The sequence below is a fragment of the Enterococcus sp. XAF26B05_ASV22 genome (assembly GCF_056727285.1).
Genome location: NZ_CM161538.1, coordinates 2874346 through 2897179 on the forward strand (window position 1 = coordinate 2874346; position 22834 = coordinate 2897179).

At 36.4% G+C, this 22834-nt stretch carries 16 protein-coding genes and 1 other annotated feature; of the genes, 6 read left to right on the forward strand and 10 right to left on the reverse strand.

From position 1 onward, the window contains the following. Positions 1-54: 54 nt before the first annotated feature. The 8 genes from AC1PU0_RS14240 to AC1PU0_RS14275 all read right to left on the reverse strand — a co-directional run bounded on the left by AC1PU0_RS14240 (position 55) and on the right by AC1PU0_RS14275 (position 14015). Complete coding sequence (locus AC1PU0_RS14240) at positions 55-1521, reverse strand: glycoside hydrolase family 1 protein (RefSeq protein ID WP_206848983.1); 1467 nt, start codon at positions 1519-1521, stop codon at positions 55-57. 336 nt (positions 1522-1857) lie between these two features. Beyond that, positions 1858-2172: a hypothetical protein gene (locus tag AC1PU0_RS14245; RefSeq protein ID WP_206836812.1), complete on the reverse strand. Its 315-nt coding sequence runs from the start codon at positions 2170-2172 to the stop codon at positions 1858-1860. A gap of 23 nt (positions 2173-2195) precedes the next feature. Beyond that, positions 2196-2852: a hypothetical protein gene (locus AC1PU0_RS14250; RefSeq protein ID WP_206848982.1), complete on the reverse strand. Its 657-nt coding sequence runs from the start codon at positions 2850-2852 to the stop codon at positions 2196-2198. 63 nt (positions 2853-2915) lie between these two features. Continuing rightward, positions 2916-3446: a hypothetical protein gene (locus AC1PU0_RS14255; RefSeq protein ID WP_206848980.1), complete on the reverse strand. Its 531-nt coding sequence runs from the start codon at positions 3444-3446 to the stop codon at positions 2916-2918. 10 nt (positions 3447-3456) lie between these two features. Beyond that, positions 3457-6108 (reverse strand): fibronectin type III domain-containing protein, encoded by a 2652-nt coding sequence (locus AC1PU0_RS14260; RefSeq protein WP_206848977.1) that lies wholly within the window; start codon positions 6106-6108, stop codon positions 3457-3459. 437 nt (positions 6109-6545) lie between these two features. Beyond that, positions 6546-8147 carry a ribosomal protection-like ABC-F family protein gene (gene abc-f, locus AC1PU0_RS14265; RefSeq protein ID WP_206849024.1) on the reverse strand — a complete coding sequence of 534 codons (1602 nt, stop codon included), beginning with the start codon at positions 8145-8147 and terminating at the stop codon, positions 6546-6548. A gap of 573 nt (positions 8148-8720) precedes the next feature. After that, positions 8721-11234, reverse strand: a complete 2514-nt coding sequence (leuS, locus tag AC1PU0_RS14270) for a leucine--tRNA ligase (protein WP_206848975.1) — start codon at positions 11232-11234, stop codon at positions 8721-8723. A gap of 205 nt (positions 11235-11439) precedes the next feature. After that, positions 11440-11666, reverse strand: a binding site (T-box leader). 51 nt (positions 11667-11717) lie between these two features. Beyond that, positions 11718-14015 (reverse strand): muramidase family protein, encoded by a 2298-nt coding sequence (locus AC1PU0_RS14275; protein ID WP_206848973.1) that lies wholly within the window; start codon positions 14013-14015, stop codon positions 11718-11720. 310 nt (positions 14016-14325) lie between these two features. On the opposite strand from AC1PU0_RS14275, the gene AC1PU0_RS14280 reads away from it, so the two are divergent. The 5 genes from AC1PU0_RS14280 to mnmM all read left to right on the forward strand — a co-directional run bounded on the left by AC1PU0_RS14280 (position 14326) and on the right by mnmM (position 18384). Beyond that, positions 14326-14982: a DUF1700 domain-containing protein gene (locus tag AC1PU0_RS14280; protein WP_206848972.1), complete on the forward strand. Its 657-nt coding sequence runs from the start codon at positions 14326-14328 to the stop codon at positions 14980-14982. A 1-nt stretch (position 14983) separates the two neighbouring features. Next, positions 14984-16015, forward strand: coding sequence for a DUF4097 family beta strand repeat-containing protein (locus AC1PU0_RS14285; protein ID WP_206848970.1), 1032 nt, complete (start codon positions 14984-14986; stop codon positions 16013-16015). A gap of 154 nt (positions 16016-16169) precedes the next feature. Next, a complete protein-coding gene (locus AC1PU0_RS14290) occupies positions 16170-16820 on the forward strand; it encodes a phosphatase PAP2 family protein (RefSeq protein ID WP_069653589.1) in 651 nt (216 codons plus the stop codon). Positions 16821-16834: 14 nt separating this feature from the next. Next, on the forward strand, positions 16835-17803 hold the full coding sequence (mnmL, locus tag AC1PU0_RS14295) for a tRNA modification radical SAM protein MnmL/YtqA (RefSeq protein ID WP_069653588.1): 969 nt from the start codon (positions 16835-16837) through the stop codon (positions 17801-17803). Continuing rightward, complete coding sequence (mnmM, locus tag AC1PU0_RS14300) at positions 17803-18384, forward strand: tRNA 5-(aminomethyl)-2-thiouridylate-methyltransferase MnmM (protein WP_206848968.1); 582 nt, start codon at positions 17803-17805, stop codon at positions 18382-18384. The genes mnmL and mnmM overlap by 1 nt, the downstream gene beginning before the upstream one ends. Positions 18385-18474: 90 nt before the next feature. Here mnmM and AC1PU0_RS14305 read toward each other — a convergent pair whose 3' ends face one another. Beyond that, entirely contained in the window at positions 18475-20244 is a 1770-nt protein-coding gene (locus AC1PU0_RS14305; protein WP_206848966.1) for an ABC transporter ATP-binding protein, read from the reverse strand. Next, complete coding sequence (locus AC1PU0_RS14310; protein ID WP_111247603.1) at positions 20237-21958, reverse strand: ABC transporter ATP-binding protein; 1722 nt, start codon at positions 21956-21958, stop codon at positions 20237-20239. The genes AC1PU0_RS14305 and AC1PU0_RS14310 overlap by 8 nt, the downstream gene beginning before the upstream one ends. Before the next feature lie 228 nt (positions 21959-22186). Between AC1PU0_RS14310 and AC1PU0_RS14315 the strand changes: the two genes are divergently transcribed. Then, a complete protein-coding gene (locus AC1PU0_RS14315) occupies positions 22187-22834 on the forward strand; it encodes a TetR/AcrR family transcriptional regulator C-terminal domain-containing protein (RefSeq protein ID WP_111247602.1) in 648 nt (215 codons plus the stop codon).

Sequence of the window (22834 nt, forward strand, 5' to 3'; positions counted from 1 at the left end):
CCTTCTTATTTCTCGGAGTTAAACACTTCTGTCCCAACCTCCTACCCCGCCTCTTTATTCTTGTAGACCATTTGCGGCAATCAATTTTTTGTACCAATAAAATGATTGTTTTCTAGATCGATCCAATGTTCCATTCCCTTCATCATCCATATCAACATAGATAAAACCATATCTTTTTTTCATTTCACCTGTTCCAGATGAAACGACATCAATACATCCCCATGGCGTATAGCCTATCAAATCAACACCATCTAATTCAATGGCATCTTTCATCGCAGCGATATGTTTGCTGAAATAATCGATACGATAATCATCTTGGATCGTACCGTCTGTTTCTAGTTTATCCACTGCACCAAAGCCATTTTCTACAACAAATAATGGTATATTATATCGATCATACAATTTACACAACGAAATACGCAATCCTAGAGGATCAACAGCCCAACCCCACTCTGATTCTTGCAAGTATGGGTTTTTGACTGCTGGCATTTGATTTCCCCCCACATATTTCACTTCATCTGGATTAGCTGCAGAAACGGTCGACATATAATAACTAAAGCCAATGTAATCAACGGTTCCTTCTTTAATAAGCTCATCATCCCCCGCCTCTTTTTGAATGACGACATTTTCTCGTTCGAATTCTTTTACTTTGTGGGCTGGATAATAGCCTTTGACTTGCACATCAATATAAAATTCTTGTTCCCGATTAAACTTGATTGCTTCCATCACATCATTTGGATTACAACTCATTGGGTAACTCGGAATATAAGCCACCATCATCCCTATATTAAAATCAGGATTGATTTTATGTCCTAATTTAACCGCTTTAGCACTAGCAACGAATAAGTGATGTGCTGCTTGATACTTTGCTTGTTGATCATTTTGGTGAATCCCAATTTGAGTCCAGCTGCGCAAAAAATTAATTTCATTGAAGGTCATCCAGTATTTGACTTTGTCTTTGTAGCGTTTAAACAACGTTTCACAGAAAAACACGAAATAGTCAATTACTTTTCTATTTGACCACCCATCTAATTCATCTGCTAAATACATTGGAATATCGAAGTGATTGATTGTTACGATTGGCTCAATTCCGTAACGTAACAACTCATCAAAGACTTTATCATAAAAAGCCAAACCTTCTTCATTGATTTCCTTTGTTCCTTTTGGACATATTCTAGCCCAAGCGATTGAAAGTCTAAAGCATTTAAAGCCCATTTCTGCAAATAATGCAATATCTTCCTTATAATGATTATAAAAATCTGTGGCTACATGACTAGGATAATACTTATCTGGATCAACATAGCCAACTGCCCCTTCTGGCAAAGCTTCTCCTCTACTACATGTTTCAACTTTACCCTCTTTCGTTTTATAGGTAATCATTCTAGGTATTGTGTGACTGCCTCCTGTAATTGCATCAAGCGTACTAAGCCCTTTGCCTCCTGATAGATAGCCGCCTTCATATTGGTTAGCTGCTGTTGCGCCACCCCATAAAAAATTTTCTGAAAATACTGATTTGCTCATTGGTCATTTCTCCTCACTATACATTTTTAAGAAATACAGTCCAGTCATCTCAAAACATCGATTACCAGAACCTTCCTTCTCAATCTTTTATCCAAAAATATAAAAACCATAATAGAATAAACACAACAAAATCCTTGTCGTCTTTACGCTATTATGGTTATGCCTGAAAATTCAGTTACATTCCGTTACTTATCATTATAGCACAAAGGAAAGCGCTGTCAAATCTGTTTTTGCGTAACGGTTCGAATAAAAATAGAGGATGGAAAAAACGAACTATCCGTTTCCTCCACCCTCTACATTTGAATAACGAGTTAGATTACAATAGTGCTATCCAAACTATTTATTTCTATGTGCTTTCCACCTACTGAGCAATAAAAAAATCAACAGGAGCAATAAGCCAATCGGCGTTAGCTGTTCGACAATACTACCAGCGGTTGGAAAATTTTTTACTCTTATGTGCGTTTGCTTTGGTTGTGCTAATTTCGTATCTGACCCTGGTTCTGGTTTGATTGATGGCTGTATAGTTGTCTCATTTCTACCGATTTGTCCATGGATCTCTATATCAGTTGTAGCATCCGCAATCGTTTGAAAAGAAGTAATACAACTCACCAAAAGAATGATCGTAATGATGTAACATTTGAATTGTTTCATCTTATATCACGGCCTTTATTTAATTATGGTGTTACACCAATCGTTGTTCCATCTTTTTGGATCGATGAGAATTTCAATGTTAGTTTATATTCTTCTTTTGCTGCAGTTTCATTGACATTTGTTGGCAAACTAGCCGTTGTTGTACCAGTATAAAAGAATTTAGCAGAATTCGCATAGGCTGAAGCTGCATCATCTTCGATATTCAAACGTCCATCTTTATTGGCCAATCGCATCCAAACTGCTGAACTTGTTAGGTCAACTAACGCATTGTTTGCGACCAAATTAGTCTTTTTTGGAGCCTCAACTAAATCGTTCCCTTTAGCTTCGATCGCTAAGGTGTCCACGTACTTAGGAGTTCCTTCCATTTTATTCAATGTCACTGCAACACCGCGACCTGAATTATTTACGATGTTATAATCAGCAGACTCAATGTTTTTATGTGCACTAGCAGTCGTAGTATGGAAGGCTGTCACTGTATCAACAGTAACATTAATCCACTCATCAGAGCCTTCTGGGATATTCGTATCTGGATTTGTATTATCTAATTTACCGATTGATCCATTAATCGTGATCTCTGCTGAATTATTCCCATTAATATCATCCGCTAAAGCTATTTGTGTTAGTCCTGATACGCTTAGACCTAGCATCATTGTAGTAAGTAAAAAGTTTGTTTTCTTCATTCTGTTTCTCCTTCTGTGTGTGAAATGATTTATTTTTAACAGAAAATCTGCTAAATAACGATATTAGTTGTTGATGCGAATTGTAATGCCAGCTTGAACTTGCCCACGTTTCTTGTTTGTCTTTGAATCATAAATATCAAACGTAGCTGTTGCTGGATAATCTCCCTGAGCAAGTTTTTTCTCTAGTTTTGCTCCATTTATTTCATACCCTGGCTGAATTGCACCGGAGGAATAAACTTGTTCATTATTGCTATCTAAATGAATTACCACATTGATGGGATACCCATTTTCGATAGGATTTTGAATGTATAGACTACCTTCACTGTCGCCGTTCTCAAATACAGCCTCTGATTTAATGACCATATTGAATTTACTTGCATCCACAGCTTTTTGTTCAGCTGCTTTGAGATCTTTATCACTCATTTTTTTAGCGCCTTTTGCATCTGGTAAGTAGTCTCCTGAAACAACTTGTACAGGTCCCGTTTTAGTTGAAAAATAATAATATAAGCCTGCCGCTGAAGCTGCAAATAAGAATAGTAATAGTAAAATCAGCAGCCGTTTCTTTTTCTTCTTCTCTTCGTTTGTGTTATCCATAAAATCCCTCTCACTCTTCATCTTTTTCTACTTTGAATGTCACTTTGTACGTTGGAAATATTGCTTGTCTTGTGGCGTTAAAGTACTTACCTTTAAGACGCAAGTTTTTTTCTTCATTCACGTTTAAAACACCGACCGATAAAGGGTTTTTTGATAATTCGTTCGTTAAGAAAAGTGGCTCTGCCTGATTGTTATCAACAAGCAATTGCAACGCTAGTTCATCCTGACCTAAATTTCCTGATAGACTATCTAACAGTTGCAACTGATTGGCCGCTGCATTTTCCTTCGTTAGATTGGTTATCGATACTTTTGTTGGAGTGTTTCCTTTGTTTACGACTGGATACTCACTTGAAGACACTTGCCCTTCTTGCAAAGTTCCAATGTCTTTATTTTGGGTTTGAAAGGCCATTTCGATTGGCACTTCTACTTTGATAATATCTGTTATCGTTTGGAATTCTGTTAACGGTGTCATCGCTAAAACAACTTCTTCTCCATAAACACCTGCAACACTCACACGAACATAATAGGTTACGTCTCCTTCAAGTCCTTTTAATTTCGCACTGAAATTTTGGTTTTTATTACCAGAAAGTACCGCCACTTGAGACATTGTTTCAGCTTTTGGAAAGTCTTTGTTTTTACTGTACTCTACTGTAACTTGTCGGTACTTACTGCCAAAATCTGCCTGTTGGTCAGGTATTGCAGCAGCTTCTCCATTTGAATAGTCTGTCCATTTTCCTGTATCACTTGCCAATACCCCGTTGATGATTGCAGTAGTGGTTGTGACATTAGCTGTAAGGTTGCTCAACTGTGGTTGGGTAGCAAATATTTCTGCATCAGAAAATTCACTCTCACCAGCTTGATTGATCACAACCATTTGAGCCCAATAAAGTGTGTTTGGGTTCAAACCGTCTATAGTGATTTCGTACTGAGATTTAAGTACTGTATTTTTCTGATTTTCAAATGAATTTAATGTAACAATTTGCCTTGCTTTCCTTAAATCATTTGCATCTTCTTCAGAAGAGAAAATGAAGAATTTCACTTCGGTTGCTTGACTCCCATTATTTACAGAACTTCCAATTAGTGAAACGGATGTATCCAATGACTTAAGGGCATATAGTTCTAATTGATCTGGAACATCCACGAATTCACTAAATACCAATTTTTGTGCGTTTTTTAAAGCAAGTAATTCTCCATCACTAAATGGGCTACTCGAACCTGGTATATTCGTAAAATTCGTTCCTTGAACACTTAAATCTGAAGCTTGCTTAAATAGTTCTTGTGTCGGCGCGCTGTCCGTTTTACTTGAAAAAGTTTCTATTTTTTGTAAATAGTTACTTGTAAAAGATAGATTATTTACGTCATTGGCACCATTTAACCCCAAAGTTCCTATACTCGTTCCCGCAAATGAAACCTGTTTTGCTTTATTCATATTGAGTGCAAAATTACTGGATGACGAAGTTGTAAAGATGGTTCCACTTGCAACATCTAGGGAAACATCAGCATTTTCTCCAATATTCATCCCACCTTTAGCAGTATAAAGATTGATTGGCAAAGGCAACTTAAAATCGACTTGAGACTGCTCTTGAAAATCAAATGTTACAGGTTGTGTTTGATTAGATGCAAAGAATTGATTCCTTGCACTATCTGTAGCAAGTGTTACTTTATCCAAATTAAAAACAGCATTCTTTTCAACAACATAGCTCGGAGCTAACGTTCCATATGTCATGTTACTATTCGTCTGTATATCAAGCTGTGCATTTTCTCTTACCACTATTTGAGATTGGTTTGCGTGAGGATTTGCTAAATACGTACTTGTTGACCAGATAAATGCTCTTGTTTGATTGGAGGAATGTGTGATAGATGTATGTCCATTCTGGATTTCTACGTAGTTGATTTCTGCCCATTCTTGGGAATATGTACTCGTACCTCTTTGATCGATCGTATTTTGTCCTCGCATAAGGACCGATCCATTAGTGTTGTAAATCATTTGACCATTTGTTGAATAGTAATCAACACTATCGAAAATAAAGGTCATATTAATGGCTGAACCTCCAGATAAAAAGCCATAATACCCAACAGCACCAGAACCATCGCTGTTTCCAAACTGTGTATTACGAATTTCAATTACTGCGTTCTCCTGATTTGCATAAAAACCACGAGTAGCCGAAGTGCCTTTGTTGTATGTAATAATGTGATTAGCACCATCGATGATCATGCCATCTTTCAACTGATAGCCATTAGATCCCAAATCAATATTATCCGTTAGTCGAAATTTCAGTTTTTGACTATCTTTTAAATACTCAGTCAAAGTAGCTGCTGTGTCGACCAACCAGAAGCCATCTGTATCTTGTGGATCATCTGCTCTCAACATATTTTTGCTATTTATTTCAGAATTATTTTCATCTACTAAGTTATTCGTATCATTTGTATTAGTTATTTTTCCATTTTCTATTGATTCTTCTTCAGTCGTTGATTCTTGGCTAAACGAAGAATCATCAACAGGGATCTCTGACGACTCAGATGGCATACTTTCTTCCGTTGACTCACTTGTTACCGATTCTTCTGCAACAGGTTGCTGAATTTCTATAGCATAGGACCAATCACTTGGAAAAATAATTAAAATGATAAAACTGATAAATATCAATCGAATTTTTTTTTTCACGACAGTCCTCCCTTAATATTTTGCATATAAATCAACAAAAAATAAATCTTTCTTTTATTATTGTATTGTAATTCGTAGTGAATATCAATTCAATGGCGTTAATTTTTAAAAAAAATATACTTATTTCATTAATTAAAGTAAGTTATTCTTTACTTTTTATTTCTTTTTGATTATTCAAGCTTGATTATTCAGCTTTTCCCAATTGTTAAGTTTTTTGTAAACTATTCCATTTTTCTTTTACTCTACACTATTTTATGGCTCAATTTCGAGATTTTTCTTTATGAAGTCCAGTTGAAAAAGAAAAACGGGTGTGGGACAAAAGTAAAAATCACTTTTGTTTCACACCCTAAATGCGAATAAACGGTGGGATCAGGAACACTCCTTCCAGAAATAAGCTTCTATCCCAGCCTCACCTTTTATTTTTGATTTGTTTTTATCTATTTAAGAGTAAGTAAATCTGAGTAATATCCAATTTCTTTTGTGATTTTCTGTTTTTCAACAATTAAAAATGTATCAACCATTTTTTGTAGAAAGAAACGATCATGCGAAACGACTAACATCGTTCCTTTAAAAGCTTCTAGTATTTCTTCTATTTCTTCTCTCGTTTCGATATCTAAATGATTTGTTGGCTCATCTAATACTAAAAAATTAACCTCGTTATACATCAGTTTTGCTAATTCCAAACGCACTTTTTCTCCACCACTTAAAAATCGAACCTGTTTCATTACATCATCATTGTAAAAGTCGTAGTTAGCTAATGCACGACGACTTTCTTGTTCATCTAAGACGCAAGCTTCCCTGAACGAGTGTAATAGAGTTTGTTTAGGCGTATCGTAATGTATTACTTGAGGCAAATAGCCAATGCGAAGATTCGTTCCCTGCTTGATTTCCCCACTATCAAGCTCCTCCATTGCAAGTGCCAACTTTAGTAGCGTGCTTTTTCCTACGCCATTTTCTCCTACAATCGCTGCACGCTCTTTCCAAAATAGTGAAAATTCGACTTTATCGAACAGTTTTTGGTCAGCATAACTTTTGCTGACTTCTTTAAATTGAAGAACTTCTTTCCCAGATCGATATGTTTCCTTGAATTTTTTTCTTGTTTTCGCGGTTTCGTCTTTAGGTTTTGGGATTTTCTGAATTTTTTCTAACCGTTTTTCAAGTTGTTTGGCTTTTTTGAAGAATTTTTCATTATCTCCTTCGTGTCCCCACTGTCGAAAGCGACGAATTGCCAATTTCAATTTTTTCATTTCTTTTTGCTGTTCTGCAAAATCTTTTCTAATTTTTTCAAGCTGTTCTTCCTTTTGTCGCTTATATGCAGAATAATTGCCTTTGAATTCTTGTAATTTACCATCTTCTAGCTCTACGATTTTTTCAACTGTATGATCTAAAAACAATCGATCATGGGAAACAATCAAATAAGCCGTTTTTTCGTGAGTCAAATAGCCTTCCAGCCAGGTAATTCTTTTGGCATCGAGGTGATTAGTTGGTTCATCTAACAGTATAAGATCATTTTCCTGTAACAGAATTCTTGCCAATGCAACAATTGTTTGCTCATCGCCGCTTAATTCCGACATTCTTTTTGGTAACAAGTAATTGATTGTTAGTCCATTGGCGATCATCTCTAGTTTGTTTTCCATCTCGTAACCGCCAGCTCGTTGAAATTCTTCTTGTTTTTGACCGTAGCGAGTTACTATTTTGTCTATGTCACATTCTGGACTCATCATTTGCTCTTCCAATTGTATTAATTGATTTTGAATCGTATTCAGTAATGTGAACGTTTCTAATAAATAGTCTTTGACCTTCTGTTCGCAAATGTCCGGTATTTGAGCTAAATAGCCAATTCGTGTATTTTTCTTGCAACTGATTGTTCCTGAATCTATGCTTTCCATTCTAGTAATAATTTTTAGAATAGTCGATTTACCAGAGCCGTTTGTTCCGATCAATCCTATTTTTTCACCTTCATTTATTTGTAAATTTAACTCTTCAAAAAGTGGTTCTGTTCCATAATTTTTAGTTATTTTTTGTAATTGGAGTAACATCTTTGCCTCTTTCTGCCATTCAGACAGATCACCATTAATAAATTTTAGCGTACACAAAAAAGCTGAACAATTATCTTCGTTCAACCTTCATTATTTACTATAAAGCTAAAGAAGCTACACTTTTTTGATTAAGACAAGTGAACCCCTCATTGCTACTTCTTCGTTATTTTATGATTCATTCGTTTCAAGTAAATAAGTCTGAATGGTCTGTTTTATTTAATTTTTTATCCCTTTTTGGACACACTTGTCCCTTGAGATAAAAAATTGAAAATAATAACATGACAAAAAGCTAGGTAGCCTATTACATAAGAAAAACCCGTTGTTATTTTTGGCATGTTGACCATTGTACTTATTCACCACCTTCGTCATTTATTAGGATTATTGTAGCATGATAGTTTGATTTGTGCAAAATGTGTTTATTTACTTTTTTGTTTATACTATTTTAATTGTTCCACTAGTTCCCCTATTTGTAGGTCAAATAAACGTGATATAACTGATCAGTTTTCTCTCCTATTCCTATTTATAGCGAAACAGAGACACCGATTTTATGCAGCACCTCTGTTTCAACTATATTTAATTCGCTACAATATTTACCAATTTATCTGGAACAACAATGACTTTGCGTACTGTTTTCCCATCAATAAAGGCTTGAATCTCTTCTGCTGCTAAAGCTTTTTCTTCTAATTTTTCTTTGCTCAATCCTCTAGTAATATTCAGTTTCGCTCGAACTTTTCCATTAACTTGGAAAACAACTTCGACTTCGTCTTCAATCAATGCAGCTTCATCAAATGTTGGCCAAGGCGCATTTGTTAAACTTTCTTCGTTTCCAAGGATTGCCCACAGCTCTTCACCGACGTGTGGTGCGATTGGCGCTAGTAATTGAACGAATCCTTCAATATAGTCATATGGTAAAACATCGACTTTATTTGCTTCGTTCACAAAGACCATCAATTGCGAAATTGCCGTATTAAAGTGTAGATTTTCCATATCTTCTGTCACTTTTTTCACTGTCTGATTATACACTTTAGTCAAACGTCCATCATTCATTGTCGTGATACGATCACGCATCTTATCATTTTCATCTACGATCAAGCGCCACACGCGATCTAAAAATTTGCGGCTACCTTCAAGTCCATTTTCGCTCCATGCAATCGATGCATCTAGCGGTCCCATGAACATTTCATACATTCTTAGTGTATCTGCACCGTATTTTTCGACAACATCGTCAGGATTTACGACGTTTTTCAAGGATTTACTCATTTTGGCTGGTGCTTCTTCAAGCTCTTCCCCTGTTTCAATATTTACCCAAACGCCGTCTTTTTTTTCAACCATGTTAGTAGGTACTAATGCACCACGACTGTCACGGAAACTTTGACCTAAAATCATTCCTTGATTGTACAATTTTTGATAGGGCTCTTTTGTTGGTACAACACCGATATCATACAAGAATTTATGCCAGAAACGCGCATATAATAAGTGAAGAACGGCATGTTCCGCTCCGCCAATGTAAATATCAACAGGTAACCAACGCTCTAATTTTTCATAATTCGCTAGTTCATTTTTATTGTGTGGATCGATATAACGTAAATGATACCAAGAGCTACCTGCCCATTGTGGCATTGTATTCGTTTCACGTTTGCCTTTTTTACCCGTTTCAGGATCAATGACATTGATCCACTCAGTAATGTTTGCAAGTGGTGATTCGCCAGTTCCACTAGGTTTGATATCATCTGTTTTCGGTAATGTCAAAGGTAATTCAGATTCTGGAACTGTCGTTGTTGTCCCATCTTCCCAATGAATCACTGGAATTGGTTCGCCCCAATAGCGTTGACGAGAAAATAACCAATCACGTAAACGATAAGTAACTTCTTTTTTACCACAGCCGTTTTCTTCTAGCCATTGGTACATTTTTTCATTCGCTTCATCTTTTGTTAGGCCATCTAAGAAGCCAGAATTGATATGAAGACCGTCACCAGTGTACGCTTCTTCCTTGATATTTCCGCCTTCAATCACTTGAATCATTTCGATGCCAAACTTATCAGCAAACGCGTAATCTCTTTCATCATGAGCCGGTACCGCCATAACAGCACCCGTTCCGTAACTACCTAATACGTAATCGGCGATCCAAATCGGTATTTCTTTGCCATTCACGGGATTGATTGCATAAGCTCCTGTAAAAGCGCCTGTTTTTGTTTTAGATAAATCGGTACGATCTAAATCAGATTTTTTACTAACTTCTTCTTGATAAGCTATCACTGCTGCTTTTTGCTCCGGAGTTGTGATTGCATCAACTAGTTTTAATTCAGGTGCAACAACTAAGTAACTAGCACCAAATAAAGTATCTGCTCGTGTCGTGAAGACGGTGATGCTGTCGTCACTTCCTTTGATTTTAAAATCCACGTTTGCACCTTCAGAACGGCCAATCCAATTACGTTGCATATCTTTAATGCTTTCAGGCCAATCAACTAAGTCTAGATCATCCAATAATCGGTCAGCGTATGCTGTGATTTTTAGCATCCATTGACGCATCGGTTTTCTAACAACATCGTACCCCCCACGCTCGCTTTTTCCATCGATAACTTCTTCATTCGAAATCACAGTTCCAAGTTCTGGTACCCAGTTAACGGCAACTTCTGCTTCATAAGCCAAACCGTGTTCATATAGTTTAGTAAAGATCCATTGTGTCCATTTATAATAATCTGGATCTGTCGTATTGATTTCACGATTCCAATCATAACTAAATCCTAGTGAATTGATTTGACGTTTAAAGGTTTCAATATTTTTTTTCGTAAATTCTGCTGGATCATTTCCAGTATCTAATGCATATTGTTCTGCTGGCAAACCAAATGCATCCCAGCCCATTGGATGTAACACACTGTATCCTTGACTTCTTTTCATACGTGACAAAATATCTGTCGCTGTATATCCTTCTGGGTGACCAACATGGAGCCCTTGTCCTGACGGATATGGAAACATATCCAAAGCATAAAATTTTTCTTTGGTTGGGTTGTCATGAGTAGTAAAGCTGTTATGTTTAGCCCAATATTTTTGCCATTTTTTCTCGATTTTCTTGTGATCGTAACTCACGTTTTTTTCCTCCTATTTAAGTAGCTTTTTATTACTTTTTTCCGTTTTCTTAAATTAATTCTCTACCATTTTTAAGTCATTACTTGGCAGTCATTCAATGATATGTTGATGGCTGTTTCTTTACGCGTCCGGTATTGTTCATCAGCTACTCTGGCAGAGCCAATCGTAGTGATTCACAACAAAAACGTCCTACAGGAAAATATTCCTATAGGACGTGTGATTGACAACGTGGTACCACCTAAATTCGCTTGTATAAATACAAACCTCAGCGCTGTAACGGCCGCCGCCGATTATACTTAATAAAGTTAACTACATCTAACTCATTCAGTAAAATAACTCAAAGGCGAGTTCGAAAGCTTCTGTACGTATTTTCACCAGCCATACGCTCTCTAAAACATGGTTCTTTCTACTATTCCTCTTCACTGTTTACATATCTATCATGTGCTATCATACTACCAAATATTTCAAACAATTTCAATTGTTTTATTTTACTTTCAATTTTTGACCAATATAGATTATATCGCTAGATGCCCCGTTCAATTGTTTGATTTTTTGGACGCTTACTCCATATTGTTGAGAAAGTCCCCATAAAGTATCTCCACTTTTTACAGTGTGTGATCCTGCTGTTTGGTTACTACCTTGATTACTAGATGAACTAGCAGATCCTCCTTGGCCTTTTCTCACAACTAAACGTTGACCTGGGTAAATCACATCTCCGCTTAGATTGTTCCATTGACGCAAGTTTGCAATACTTATGCCATTTTTATTAGCAATCGCCCATAGTGAGTCACCTGATTTTACCGTGTAGTGACTAGTAGCTGTTCCAGCATTATTTGAGCTACCAGTATTACCAGTTGAGCCACTATTACTACCACTTGTATTCTCTGCACCCTTTTTCACGATCAATTTTTGACCGGGGTAAATAATATCGCCATTTAACTTGTTCCATTGACGTAGATTAGTAATACTTATACCATTTTTATTGGCAATTGCCCATAGTGAATCTCCTGATTTTACTGTGTATGAGGCGTTTGAAGTTCCTGTATTGCCAGAGCTTCCCGTATTACCAGTTGAGCCACCTGCATTACCGCCTGTGTTACCTCCACCTGTATTTCCTGACCCTTTTTTCACGATCAGTTTTTGGCCTGGATAAATGATATCGCCACTTAAATTATTCCATTGACGCAAGCTTGCAATACTTATACCATTTGAATTAGCAATTGCCCATAACGAGTCACCTGATTTTACTGTATAGTAAGAATTCGAGGTTCCAGTGTTGCCAGAACCACCTGTATTCCCGTTTGAACCTCCAGTATTTCCACCAATGCTACCACCTGCATTACCAGAGCCTTTTTTTACGGTCAATTTTTGACCTACGAAAATAACATCGCTAGAAAGTTTGTTCCAATTCTTGATGCTCGCTATTGACGTGCCATATTTAGCTGACAATCCCCATAAACTATCGCCAGCTTTTACAGTATGTGTCACATCTTGATTGCTTGTTCCACCACCTGTATTGCCACTGCTATTGCCACCTCCGGCATTTTCACCTGTATTGCCGCCTGCGTTACCAGAACCTTTTTTCACGATTAATTTTTGACCTACATAAATGACATCGCCAGAAAGTTTATTCCAGCTTTTAATATTAGCAATTGACGTGCCATATTTAGCTGACAATCCCCATAAACTATCGCCAGCTTTTACAGTATGCGTCACATCTTGACTGCTTGTTCCGCCGCCTGTATTGCCGCTATTATTGCCACTTCCGGTATTTCCACCTGTGTTGCCCCCGGTATTACCGCTGTTATTGTCGCTACCTGTATTTCCGCCGCCTGATGAAGGCGTATCATATTGAGTTAAATTGTACGTTGTTATGATATTATTAAGTTTGGTATTATAGGTAGGATCAGTTGCATAACGTCCTGTCAGCCAAGCTGTTGCGTCTTTGTAAGAATTCGTGTTGCTTTTCCATGCACCTGAATAATAATAAATCCCTGATTGAAAAGATGTATTTCTTAAGACATACGCATTATCACTAAATGATTCTGAATAAGAAGGATATTTTCTAAAAGTAGCATTTACTTGAACCCACTGTCCATTATAGACTTCCCATGTCAACATGGTAACCGATTGTCCTTGATAACTACCTTTGATTCCGAATAAGTTGTGATTCGGTGCTGCCGATAATGTACTTCTGCCCCAATCACTTTCAAGAATTGCTTGCGCCATCATTACAGAAGCATACAAATCATTTGCTGCTGCAACTGAGCGTGCGTGACCAGAGATGTCAGCAATGAAGGTACTCGGGCTAATACTTCTAGATTGAGGGATTGCTGCTGAACGCATCATAATTTCTGGCATTTTTGATTCTTCCTTTTCAGGAGTTGAAGAATCTGTCGTTACAGTTGATTCAGTTGTCTCAGTACTTTCGATTGTTTCTGATGTATTTAATTCTGATGATTCTTGTGTTTCAGACGTTTCTTCACTGGAAGAGGTCTCAGGTGCTGTCGTCTGAGTTTCTTGCGTCATCGAATCGTTAGAGTCAGTTGTCGTTGGTTGAACGCCTTCTGTATGTGTATTTGTGTCTGAGTAACTTACTTGAGCACTTGAATGTTGATCTTCTGCCGCTTCAGCTATTTTTGGGGCGGCAATCGGGGCAGCAATTGAGGAAACTACAATCGCAGAGCTAAGCACAGTGGTTCCTTTTTTTAGCTGATCATAAGCAAGCTTGTTCTGCTCCGCTTTTCTTCGCCCTTTTCTTGATGTGTTGTACTTCTCCATGATAAGTCCTCCAAATTTTCTAAAAAAACTATTCCTTAATTTTTATTATACCCTTTTTTTAAAGAAAATAGAAATATTTTTTTAGTTTTTCTTTCCAAAATCACACAAAATATTGTTTAACATTTCTTTCTAATTGAATATTTTTATCGATTAGATAATTGATTTTTTCTTTTTCGGCTAGACTAGGTCTCAAGTCTGATATCGCTCTTTACCTTAGGCTGATTTTTTGACGAAAGACTTGTTATTACGTCTAAAAAAAATTATAGTGGAAAAGGAGAAGCTGACGAATAAAATGAGATGGGGGAAAAAAATGAATAAAGAGCACTTTTTAATCGAACTGAAAATCTACTTAAAGCCTTTAACAAATCAACAGCAAGGGTTTATCTTGAATAAATATGAAACAATCTTTAAAGAGCGCTTAGCTGATGGTGAAACGGAAGAACAGATTGCAAAAAGCTTAGGAAAACCAAGAGGGATCGCTGAAGAAATTTTACAGGAATTCGATATCACTGTTCCTGAAAAAAAACTTGAACGAGATGGTTGGCAAGAAATACAACCTATCACAAATAATGATGATCACTATGAAGATACCCCTGAACATCCTTATGATGATGCTTTTCGTTCTTATGAACGTCCTCAACGTACCGGCTTTACACGGTTCTGCCAGGTTGTAGGAGTTCTTGCCTTTAATTTTCTCTTTATGTTTTGGATGATTTTTGCTTTTATTATGGTTTTATTTTCTTGTTGGTTAGTCGCTATCGTTCTCTTATTTTCGCCAATCCTTGGAGGTATTTCAATCTTTTCTGGATTTAATGATGGAGCGATGTTCCAATTGTTTGTTAGTATTTTTCTTTCTGGTGCTGGTATCATCGGCTTATTGATCCTGACACCTCTAACAAAATTCTTTGGAAAAATATTAAAACGTTATCTGCAATGGAATATTCACGTCTTAAGAGGAGAGATTTAATATGAAAAAGACTACTGCTTTTTTTCTAACTATCGGAGTTTTAGCTATGATCATAGGTGGAATAGGGAGTGCTGTTTACTTTAGACGCGCTGAAATTTATATGACAGATGTAAAAAGACAAACCTATGAGATAAAAAATAAACAAAGTACAAAAGAAGTCCATCTTGATCTTTCAGGTAATGCTGAGTTTCACATTATCACTGAAAACTCGAACAAAATTGTATTAAATACTCGGAGTTCTATGCCAATTTCAATTAAAAGCTCTTTAGATGTTCAAGAAAAAGAGGATCATTTAACTGTTTCAGCCAGTAGTACTAAGAAAAAACAACAACTAGACGGAATAGCGTTAGGGATGTTCGACCGTGGCTCAGCTGTAACGTTGACAATTCCTGATGATACCGAACGCCTGATCATCGATGGTAAAGCTGATGGGACTATCAATCTTTCGAGCATTACAACAAAAGATTTATCTATTACATTAGCTAACGCTGATCTTAACATTAATAATACTAATACAGAAAAATTGGCGCTTAAAACATCTAATGGTGATCTTAACATTCAAGGTGATGTTCGAGCGGATAAAGCAACATTCAACACCAACAGTGGTGATATTCAAGTAAATGATTTTACTGCAGCTAATTGGTCTATTACTAGCGCATCTGGTGATGTTTACCTGAATGCAGTAAAAGGAATCACTAAAATAGAGACTACCAATGGTGAAATCCAAGCAACTGATCTTAAAGGCGAAGCGGACATCAAGAGTGTCAATGGTGATTTTTCATTATACGGAGCTGTAATTCCTAAAAAATTAGCAGTTGATACTAAAAGAGGAAGTATTGACCTGCATACCGAAGAAATTTTATATGATGTAACAATCGAAACAAAAACAAAATTGGGTGATAGTACGATTTTCGGTAAAGAACGAACGTCTTACAAAAAAGGAAAAGGAACAAAATCACTCACTTTACAAACAAATTCTGGGGATATTTCAGTTGAAGGTCCTTCGGATTATGAAGATGGCGAAGAAAGCTAGTTTTCTTTTGAACTTAGAGAAGTTGGTATAAATATCTTGCGAGAGATAGCTCTCGTGGTATTTATACCAACCTCTTCTTTTTTGATGATTCTCAGCTGTGTTCTTGATTATTTGATGTTATAATAAACGTTATCTACTTTGGAAAGGATTTTTCATGAAAAATAAACTATACTATCAATTTGCGGGCAGCTGTTTTTTAGTTGTCTTTATGTTTTTAGGTTATGTCGTGCGTTTTTATTCTAGTTGGTTAAACGGTTTTGATCAGACAATCACGACAATCGTACGAACCCCTTATCCTTCTGCAAATCAGTTTTTCATCTGGTATACAAAATTTGCAGATCCGTTGACAGTCGGAATTCTCACCTTAGCCATCACATTTATTCTCTACAGAGGAAAATTTTATGCGGAGATGTTTTGGCTATTGATAAATGTAGGGTTGATTGCCGGTATAGCCAATCCATTGATTAAGTTATTATTTATGCGCCCCCGCCCAACATTGAATCATTTAGTAACAGAACACAGTTACAGTTTCCCAAGTGGCCATTCTACAGGAAGTGTCTTACTGTATGGCACGATTATTTTATTACTGCCACAATTTATTAAACAAAAAAATCTTTGTTTATTTTTGCAAATTCTCTTGGGATTAGGAATTTTTCTAATCGGTATTAGCCGAATTTATGTGGGCGTTCATTTTCCTAGCGATGTCATAGGTGGGTTCTGTTTTGGTTTAGCTTGGCTCTTAATGACGTATCCAATTTATTTAGAAAAACGTTTTGTCTGGCGCTTTAAAAGTAAACAACATTAAAAGGAAGAAGAAAGATGGCTGAATTTATCTATACAGAAGATCCACACAAACGCTACCATACATGGAATTATGCTTTACGTCAGCAATTTGGCGGGAAAATTTTCAAGGTTCCTTTAGACGGTGGCTTTGATTGTCCGAATCGAGATGGGACTGTTGCTAAAGGTGGTTGTACTTTTTGTAGCGTATCAGGCTCGGGTGATATGATCGTTGCACCACAGGACCCTTTACCGATCCAATTTCAAAAGGAAGTTCACATGATGCATAAAAAATGGCCAAATGTCGCTCAATACATCGTCTATTTTCAAAACTTCACAAATACTCATGCGCCTATTGAAGTCATTCGGCATCGTTTTGAACAAGTCGTTAATGAAAAAGGAGTTGTCGGCATTTCAATTGGAACTCGTCCAGATTGTCTGCCTGATGAGGTCGTCGAGTATTTAGCTGAACTGAATCAGCGGTATTATTTGTGGGTGGAATTGGGGTTACAGACGACCTATGAAAACACAAGTAGTATAATCAATCGAGCCCATGATTATCAAACGTATTTAGAAGGTGTAGCAAAATTACGGAAACATGATATTCGAGTTTGTACTCATTTAATCAACGGTTTGCCTGGAGAAAGTCTAGACATGATGAGAGAAAATGTTCGTCGCACGATTCTTGATTCAGATATTCAAGGCATCAAATTGCACCTATTGCATCTTATGACTAATACTCGTATGTTAAGAGATTATCACGAGGGACGTTTGCAGTTAATGACCCGAACTGATTATGTAAATGTTATCTGTGATCAGTTAGAAATGATTCCACCAGAAATCGTGATCCATCGTTTAACGGGGGACGCACCTACTGATTCTTTAGTTGGTCCGATGTGGAGTTTGAAGAAATGGGAAGTCCTGAATGCCATTGATGATGAGATGAAACGTCGAAACAGTGTTCAAGGTTTTTATAATGTGCGTAACGCTAAGGAGGTTTTTAGTTGATGTTGCAAACAGCGCTTCATTTTAGTCATACGCTTTTAAAAGAGATCATTCAAGTTGGAGATGTCGTCGTAGATGCTACGATGGGTAATGGGAACGACACAGCTTTTCTAGCAGAGCTCGTTGGTTCAACTGGTTTAGTCTATGCATTTGACATCCAAGAGCAAGCACTGATAAACACTGAAAAAAAAATTACTGAATTAGGTTTAAACAACCAGACTATTCTATTACAACAAGGTCATGAAACCGTTGGAAAAACAATTCCAGAAGAAACAGAACTAACAGCAGCTATTTTTAATTTAGGATACCTTCCTAAAAGTGATAAACAAATCATTACAAAACCAGATACTACTAAAAAAGCTCTAGATGCACTAGTTGCTCGCTTAAAGCGGAAGGGACGAATTATTTTAGTCGTTTATTATGGACACGCTGGAGGAGAAGCTGAATTAGCATTAGTTCAAAAGTATTCTCAACAATTAGCTCAAGAAGAATATAGTGTACTGACCTACCAATTTATCAATCAAAAGAATAATCCACCAATTTTATTTTGTATTGAAAAAAATAGAACCCACACAACCAATTGAATATATAACAAAAAACGAACTTGAGTCTCGCAATAGGCAAGAATCAAGTTCGTTTTTACATGTTGATTTTCTTATATTATTTTAGACTATTTACTCAAATACAAACTGATTGTAATAAAGTTCTGAATAAAAACCTTCTTGTTTCAACAATTCATGATGACTTCCTTCTTCAATCACTTCACCATTTCTTAAAACGACAATACGATCTGCATTCAAAATTGTTTTCAAACGGTGAGCAATTACGAAGCTGGTTCTGCCTTTGATTGCTTCATCCATAGCTTTTTGGATCTTAGCTTCTGTTACAGTATCTACGTTACTAGTCGCTTCATCTAAAATCAATAATGATGGATTTGTGATGATGGTTCTCGCAATACTGATCAGTTGCTTTTGTCCCGTACTGAAAATATTATTTTCCTCAGTGATTTCAGTATCATAGCCTTTTTCTTGCTCCATAATGAACTCGTGAATATTCGCTTGTTTAGCCGCCGCTATAATGTCTTCCTCAACGGCTTCTGGTTTACCGAATGCAATATTTGCTCGAATTGTACCAGAGAATAAAACGGAATCTTGTAAGACAATTCCTACGTGACTTCTCAAGCTACTTAGTTCAATTTCACGAATGTCCGTTCCATCAAATGTAACCGAACCACTATTTACGTCATAAAAACGATTCAATAAATTCATGATTGTCGTTTTTCCTGAACCTGTCGGACCAACTAAAGCGACCATTTCACCCTTACTTACATTAATTGAAACGTCTTTTAAAATTGGCACTTCTGGATCATAGCCGAACTCAACATGATTCAACGAAACGGATTCATTGATTCCATCGATTTCTTTTCCATCTTTTGGATTAATTTCATCTGGCTCATCAAACATTTCATTCAAACGACGAGCGCCAGTAATCGCTAACTGGATCATACTGTAACCAGAAGAAATCTGCATCAACGGTTGGTAATATTGTTGTGAATATTGAACAAATGTTACTACTAATCCTAACGCAACAGTTTTTTCCAAATCACCATTCAAGGCTAACCAACCACCAAAGAAAATAACAATAGCGGTATTTACAAGAGACATTCCCTGCATCATTGGAAACAATAGACCAGAGTAAACTTGTCCTTTAAATGTTGCTTTACGCACTGTTTCATTATGTTCTAAGAAACCATCGATTGTTTCTTCTTGTAAACCATTTGTAATGATCACGCGTTGTCCGCTGATTTTTTCATCCATATAACCATTTAATTTACCAACTTCATCTTGTTGGATATCAACATATTTTCTTGCCTTGCTGATAACAACGACAGCAATCAGTATTGCTACAGGTGTAGAAGCAATCGTTGCCCATGCCAACTGAACATTTTGACGAAACATCATGATCAACACTCCGATGAATAATGCAAGATTGGTCAACACTTGAAGCAATGCTTGATTCAAACTATTTTGGATGTTATCCAAATCACTGGTAAAACGACTTAAAATTTCACCATCTTGATGAGAGTCAAAGAAACGAATCGTTAACTTTTCTAATTTATTGAATAATCCTATACGCATACGATTTGTTGATTTTCCAACAACTTGCGTGAATAAAATGCTGTAAATAAAATTTGCTGCACTAGTCAGTACATAAAAAATCAATAACTTCCAGGTAATATCGATAAACTTGCTCTTATCATCTGTTCCTTGCCCTAAAGCTCTCACGTAATTTGCCAATTCTTGAATCGCTTCCCCAATAAATTGAGGCGCTTTTACTTGTAAATAAGTTGCAATAACAATCGTTACAAAGATAAACAAGAAGGAAAGTTTATACCGTTTTAAATAATGAAAAAAGAATTTACTTGCTCTTATTAAATCAGTCATTATTTTCATCCTTTCCTTTTTGTGTTTCGTAGATTTCTTGATAGATTGAATTTGTTTTAGCTAACTGTTCATGGGTACCTTCACCCACTAAATGACCTTTGTCCAAAACTAAAATACGATCTGCATGAACAACTGAAGATATTTTTTGTGCAATCACGATCGTAGTTGTATCTTTTAGATCTCTATCCAAAGCTTCTCTAACTAAACGTTCTGAGCGAGCATCTAAGGCACTTGTGCTGTCGTCTAAGATTAAGATCTTAGGATCTCCGATTACGCCTCGTGAAATAGATAAACGTTGTTTTTGGCCCCCGGAAAAATTATTGCTTCGTTCAGCAACAGGCGCTTCATATTGTAGCGCTAATTTCTCGATGAATTCTTTTGCTTGTGCAATTTCAGTTGCCCGAGACATATCCGCTTCACTCGCATCCCGTTTTCCCTGACGTAAATTCTGCGAGATGGTACCAGAGAAAAGAATTGCTTTTTGTAATACGAAAGAGACCGCTTTACGCAAACTATGCTCATTAACCTCTTTCAAGTCGATACCACCAACTTCTACCGTCCCTTCAGAAGGATCGAATAAACGTGGAATCAATTGTGCTAAAGTGGATTTACCAGCACCAGTTGCACCTACGATCCCAATCATTTCACCAGGTTTAATAGAAAATGAAACATCCTTCAAAGTATCTGTCTCATCACCTGGATAACGGAAACTAACATGATCAAATACCACGCTTCCGTCTAAATTTTGTTCTGGTACATCTTTATACGTAAGCGCTGGAACTGTCTCCATAACTTCTTTGATCCGTTTGATTGAGACCGCCGCACGAGAGGTCATCATCATCATCATTCCACCAATAATAATCGCCATCATAATTTGCATCAAATAGCTCATAAACGAAGCAATTCCGCCAATTACAGTTGGGTCATCTTTGACTAGGTTACTAACTAGAAAAATCGATCCTACAACCGCGAGATTAGCTGCTAACATAAATGAGGGAATCATGACAGAAAATAGTGTTCCAACAATCAAATTATGTTTCGTCAATTCTTCACTGACTTTGGTGAAGCGATTTAACTCATTCTTCTCTTGAACAAAAGATTTCACCACGCGAATTCCTAAAAGATTTTCTTTTGCTAATCCATTTACTTTATCGATCAATGTTTGGATAATCATAAAATGTTTGCCCATTTGTGAAAATGATAATGCTGTGATAATGAATACAGCGATAACTAATAACACGATGACCCACCATAATTGTGGTAATGTCATCATCGCTAGAATAAAACTACCGATAAATAAAATCGGGATTCTAAATAAGGACTGTAATGCAATCATGATCACATTTTGAATTTGTGTCACATCATTGGTTAAACGAACAACTAAATTTCCTGCTGAAAATTCTTCGATATTTCCAAATGAAAAAGTTTGAATCTTACGAAACGTTGCTTCACGAATATCTGCACTCACACCTTGTGCGACTTTTGCAGAATAAATCGTGTTGAAAACACCAGCAATCAACCCTAAACCTGCGATTCCAATCAAATACAACCCCAGTTCTTTCATTTGGCTCTTATCCTCTTTAATAATTGCTTCTAACACTTTTTGTAATAGTTTAGGTTGCCATAATGCCGACATGACCATAATAACGACAGTAAACAACGCTATGGTAACTTCCAACTTGTACTTTTTAACATGTTCCATAATAATACTCATTTATATCCCAACTTTCTTTGTAAAACTAGCCTAACTTGATTCTCTGTACAACTTTCAACGATTATTTAGTGTTATAATTCGTTCATGAGCATACAAGATGAGACATTAATCCTTTGTTTGACTCCCTTAATTTAACACTGTAAAATTAAGCCGCACACCAATGTACCATTTCTGAGAAAAAATTTCAAGAAATTAATCTATAGTTGTTATATAAAAGGATGAGAAAATTTGGAATCAAAATTATCAAAAGAAAGAATCGTTCAAGCTGCATTTCAGTTATTAACAGAAAATCCTGAATTAGAAAAATTATCCATGCGGAAAGTCGCTCAAAAGCTTGATATAAAAGCCCCCGCTATTTATTGGCATGTAGAAAATAAACAAGCGTTGCTGCAATGTATGGCGGAAGAGATTGAAAATCAATTTATCCCACCAAAACCGCAAGAAAATTGGAAAGAAACAATTTATGCTTATATGGAAAACTATTATGAACTGTATCAACAATATCCTTGTGCTATGGAGATCGAAATTCATACAATTCCTTCTTATCCATCGCGTTTAAGAAATCTAGACGCCATTCTCGGGATTCTAAATCAAGCTGGTTTCTCCATCGAATTAAGTTATATGACGGTTACCTCTTTACAGCATTTACTATTTGGCATGCTGATGGATTCTGCCGAAGAGAAGAAACTTTATAATAAAGTCATGGCCGGTGACGACTATTTGAAAACGCAAATTATCTTGATGAAACAATACGTTCAAGAGCATGAGTTACACAATATCAGCGAAAGTATTCATTATCGCCAGAAGGAAAAACAAAAAGATTTCTTTATGAAAACATTGCGGGTATTTTTGAATGGGTTAGATACGTTCGTCTAG

Excerpts from the sequence above, each read along its gene's own strand:
- AC1PU0_RS14240 (WP_206848983.1), bottom strand. The coding sequence starts at position 1,521 with ATGAGCAAATCAGTATTTTCAGAAAATTTTTTATGGGGTGGCGCAACA.
- AC1PU0_RS14245 (WP_206836812.1), bottom strand. The coding sequence starts at position 2,172 with ATGAAACAATTCAAATGTTACATCATTACGATCATTCTTTTGGTGAGT.
- AC1PU0_RS14250 (WP_206848982.1), bottom strand. The coding sequence starts at position 2,852 with ATGAAGAAAACAAACTTTTTACTTACTACAATGATGCTAGGTCTAAGC.
- AC1PU0_RS14255 (WP_206848980.1), bottom strand. The coding sequence starts at position 3,446 with ATGGATAACACAAACGAAGAGAAGAAGAAAAAGAAACGGCTGCTGATT.
- abc-f (WP_206849024.1), bottom strand. The coding sequence starts at position 8,147 with ATGTTACTCCAATTACAAAAAATAACTAAAAATTATGGAACAGAACCA.
- AC1PU0_RS14275 (WP_206848973.1), bottom strand. The coding sequence starts at position 14,015 with ATGGAGAAGTACAACACATCAAGAAAAGGGCGAAGAAAAGCGGAGCAG.
- AC1PU0_RS14280 (WP_206848972.1), top strand. The coding sequence starts at position 14,326 with ATGAATAAAGAGCACTTTTTAATCGAACTGAAAATCTACTTAAAGCCT.
- AC1PU0_RS14285 (WP_206848970.1), top strand. The coding sequence starts at position 14,984 with ATGAAAAAGACTACTGCTTTTTTTCTAACTATCGGAGTTTTAGCTATG.
- AC1PU0_RS14290 (WP_069653589.1), top strand. The coding sequence starts at position 16,170 with ATGAAAAATAAACTATACTATCAATTTGCGGGCAGCTGTTTTTTAGTT.
- mnmL (WP_069653588.1), top strand. The coding sequence starts at position 16,835 with ATGGCTGAATTTATCTATACAGAAGATCCACACAAACGCTACCATACA.
- mnmM (WP_206848968.1), top strand. The coding sequence starts at position 17,803 with ATGTTGCAAACAGCGCTTCATTTTAGTCATACGCTTTTAAAAGAGATC.
- AC1PU0_RS14305 (WP_206848966.1), bottom strand. The coding sequence starts at position 20,244 with ATGACTGATTTAATAAGAGCAAGTAAATTCTTTTTTCATTATTTAAAA.
- AC1PU0_RS14310 (WP_111247603.1), bottom strand. The coding sequence starts at position 21,958 with ATGAGTATTATTATGGAACATGTTAAAAAGTACAAGTTGGAAGTTACC.